At 37.1% G+C, this 3,919-nt stretch carries 3 protein-coding genes and 1 pseudogene; all 4 read right to left on the minus strand.

Annotated elements, in window-relative coordinates; all coding sequences use genetic code 11:
• Window positions 1-126 (minus strand): replication initiator protein A (locus tag CBG25_RS11410; RefSeq protein ID WP_366212773.1); only part of this gene is annotated, 126 nt, incomplete at its 3' end.
• Window positions 127-490: 364 nt separating this feature from the next.
• On the minus strand, window positions 491-676 hold the full coding sequence (gene csrA, locus CBG25_RS11415) for a carbon storage regulator CsrA (RefSeq protein ID WP_026822683.1): 186 nt from the start codon (window positions 674-676) through the stop codon (window positions 491-493).
• 222 nt (window positions 677-898) lie between these two features.
• Window positions 899-3,532 carry an alanine--tRNA ligase gene (gene alaS, locus CBG25_RS11420; RefSeq protein ID WP_290606733.1) on the minus strand — a complete coding sequence of 878 codons (2,634 nt, stop codon included), beginning with the start codon at window positions 3,530-3,532 and terminating at the stop codon, window positions 899-901.
• Window positions 3,533-3,801: 269 nt separating this feature from the next.
• Window positions 3,802-3,919, minus strand: a pseudogene (locus CBG25_RS11425) (IS630 family transposase); the annotation flags it as partial.

Consider the following 3,919-nt stretch of genomic DNA (forward strand, 5'->3'; position numbering starts at 1 on the left):
AATTTCTTCATTATTATTCTTGGCTTCCTGTAATTTTGAAATAGTATAAATCCATATATCTTTATCAAAGATAGTGGCTAACCCGTATGCATTAGGATTAACTGTAACTACAATATTGTTATTCATACACGAGTTTCGCACCAATAAAAAAACGCTCTATTTTTAAGTTTAATTCAGCATGATATATAAATAGTCAAAACCTTATAAATCAAATACAACTTATTGTAATTTAAGAAAATTTATGTTTTTTAGTAACTTGCAGATTAATCATTGCTTTTAAGCCATTTTTAGAATTTTATATGCCTGTGCGAAACTCGTGTCATAATGTAAAAAAATACTAAAAAAAAGACATTTTTTACAATCTATCTAATTAGTTTTATAGGATACTAAGCTTGAAAAAATACAGACACAAAATAGATGGCAATAAGAAACAGCGCTCATTCTATAAATATAATTAACATATACCTAAGAATGAGCGCTTTACTAAAAATTACTGATTATTGGGCTGGCTTTTTTCAGCTTGGATCCGTTGATAAATTTCTTCACGGTGAACAGAAACCTCTTTGGGTGCATTAACCCCTATACGTACCTGGTTGCCTTTTACACCCAGCACCGTTACTGTTACCTCATCGCCTATCATGAGCGTTTCACCAACTCGACGAGTCAGAATAAGCATTCTTTGCTCCTTGAAAATTAAAAAGAGTCGGGTCTCTAGGTTTCCCCGCTATTATCCATCACACACCGTGAAAACGTAAAGCAATGATATTCATCTAAAGTATTTAACCTAAAGCAATCATCATACTAATATTGTAGCTAAAAATATAATTTTGTACTTAGGTCATTTAAAAACAATCCGTTAAAGGTTGCATAATTAAGTTATGCAACCCTCATGGTTAATTCATGCCAAGCGCGAATTAACCCACTCTTCAACTGATGCTAATGCAGCAGGAAGTGCTATTATATTAGAGCCGCCCGCCTGAGCCATGTCAGGGCGACCACCCCCTTTTCCGCCTACTTGCTGCGCAACAAATGAAATTAAATCACCAGCTTTTATTTTAGCAGTCAAATCATTGGTTACACCAACAATTAGACTGACTTTATCATTACTTATAGTAGAAAGCACAATAATTGCTGATTTTAATTGATTTTTTAAGTCATCAACAATGATACGTAGTTGTTTAGGCTCAGTGTTATTTAACTGAGTAACTAATAGGTTAACTCCGTTTATTTTTTTGACTTGTTGACTTAAAGAAACGCTTTCTTGGGCAGCTTGTTGCCCTTTTAATTGATCTAACGACCTTTCTAATAACTTAACTTTATCTAATGTCGTTTTAATTTTTTCCATTAGATTATTAGCATCACCTTTCATTAATTGGCCAATTTCAGCCAATAAATTGGATTGCTGGTGAAGATCATCTATAGCAATTTGTCCGGTTATAGCTTCTATCCGCCGAATTCCTGCTGCCGTACCTGATTCGCTGCTAATACGAAATAATCCTATATCGCCAGTCCGATTGGCATGAGTGCCGCCGCATAACTCAATAGAAAAATCGCCGATACTAAGAACGCGTACCTGTGCATCATATTTTTCACCAAAAAGCGCCATCGCACCTTTTTCTTTTGCCGCCTCTAAATCCATTAATGTCGTTATAATAGGGTCATTTTTACGAATTTGATAATTTACGATATCTTCTATTTGGCGTATTTGCATCGGCGTCATTGCAGCAAAATGAGAAAAATCAAAACGCAAATATTTCTCATTCACTAAAGATCCTTTTTGGCTTACATGATTTCCCAATACATCACGCAAAGCGGCATGCAACAAATGGGTAGCTGAGTGATTGAGACGAATAGCGTTACGACGTTCAATGTCAATTCCTGCGTCGACCGAATTATTTACCGCTATTGAGCCAGTCATTACCTTACCAATATGTCCAATTGCTTGAGCATATTTTTGTGTGTTAGACACAGCAAATTGACAATGGCTATTGCTAAGTATACCGCTATCACCAACCTGACCACCTGACTCAGCATAAAAAGAGGTTTTATCTAGAATAATAATCCCTTCTTCACCTTGGTTTAATACATTGACAGGCTTACCATGATGAAAAATAGCCGTTACTGTAGCTTGTTGGTTGTTATTTTCATAGCCTGAGAAATCACTATAACTATCTACTTTAATGGCATCATTATAATCGGTCGCAAATCCACTCGATTCTCGAGCTCGATCTCTTTGCTGCTCCATCGCAGCGTTAAAACCTAACTCGTCGACTTTAATATCGCGTTCACGGCAAACATCAGCGGTTAAATCAAATGGGAAACCATAAGTATCATAGAGCCGAAATGCGATTTCACCAGCTAAAGTGTCGCCTTGTAATTGTGCTAATTCATCATCCAGTAGTTGCAATCCACGCGCCAAAGTACGAGCAAACTGTTCCTCTTCATTCTTCAATGTTTTTTCAATCGTTGCTTGTTGAGATTTTAGCTCATCAGCTGCGTTACCCATTACCTGAATCAATGGTGCAACTAATTTAAAGAAAAATGTCTCTTTCGCTCCTAGCATATATCCATGACGAACCGCTCGACGAATAATACGACGCAATACATATCCACGTCCTTCATTAGCAGGAAATACACCATCACCAATAAGAAAAGCGCTTGATCGAATATGATCAGCGATGACGCGTAATGATTTATTATTCAGATCCGATAAAGCAATCACTTTAGCAATAGCAGCAATTAATTGACGAAATAAATCAATATCATAATTTGAGTTAACATGTTGTAATACTGCGGCAATACGTTCAAGCCCCATGCCTGTATCAACAGAAGGTGTTGGAAGTGCCTTTAAACTGCCATCTGACTGGCGGTTAAATTGCATGAAAACAATATTCCAGATTTCAATATAACGATCACCATCCTCTTCAGGTGACCCTGGCGGCCCTCCCCAAATATGTTCACCATGATCATAAAAAATTTCTGTACAAGGGCCACAAGGACCGGTATCCCCCATTTGCCAGAAATTGTCAGAAGCATAAGGACCACCCTTATTATCACCTATCCGAATAATACGCTCAGCAGGAATACCAATTTCTTGCTGCCAAATTTTATAAGCTTCCTCATCAGTGTGATAAATGGTGATCCAAAGTCGCTCTTTGGGTAAATTAAACCACTGTTCACTTGTCAGTAGTTCCCAGGCATATTTGATTGCATCCTGTTTAAAATAGTCACCAAAGCTGAAGTTACCTAACATTTCAAAAAAAGTATGATGGCGAGCGGTATAACCAACATTCTCTAAATCATTATGTTTGCCTCCAGCTCGAACACAACGCTGTGCAGTTGTTGCTCGAGAATAAGCTCTTTTATCCAATCCCAAAAATACATCTTTAAATTGGTTCATGCCTGCATTAGTAAACAATAATGTTGGGTCATTATTTGGTACTAATGAACTACTAGGTACAACTTCATGCCTTTTAGTATGAAAAAAGTCGAGAAACGCTTGACGGATCTCAGCGGTGCTTTTACTACTCATAATTATCCTGAAATCAAGCTGGAAAAATAGATCTATGACTTGATGTGATAAACACATTTTTATCATCAATCAAGTTACCGACGGCATTTTTACCTGGCAAACCTGAGAAATCCTTAAATTGTTTTATGACTAAATCGGTGACAAGGATCTACTAACTGACGTGTATTAATACATCGCTCAAATGCTCAGGCTTTATAGGTACACCTTTCCCTAAATATATCGTTTTCTAACTAATACAACAACGACTAGTCTGATTAGTTTATACTCGATTAACTTGAAGTTGCATTTTTCAGCGTCTGGAAGTTGTCATTAATCCGGCGCGACAAGGCTCCGTCCAATCCCGGTAATATATTACGGAAAAAGTGGTGTATTTCCTGCCGAAACGCT

The organism is Arsenophonus sp. ENCA (assembly GCF_002287155.1).
Taxonomy (GTDB): domain Bacteria; phylum Pseudomonadota; class Gammaproteobacteria; order Enterobacterales; family Enterobacteriaceae; genus Arsenophonus; species Arsenophonus nilaparvatae.

Bases quoted from the DNA above. Each gene is read 5' to 3' on its own strand.
- csrA (WP_026822683.1), bottom strand. From the start codon at position 676: ATGCTTATTCTGACTCGTCGAGTTGGTGAAACGCTCATGATAGGCGAT.
- alaS (WP_290606733.1), bottom strand. From the start codon at position 3,532: ATGAGTAGTAAAAGCACCGCTGAGATCCGTCAAGCGTTTCTCGACTTT.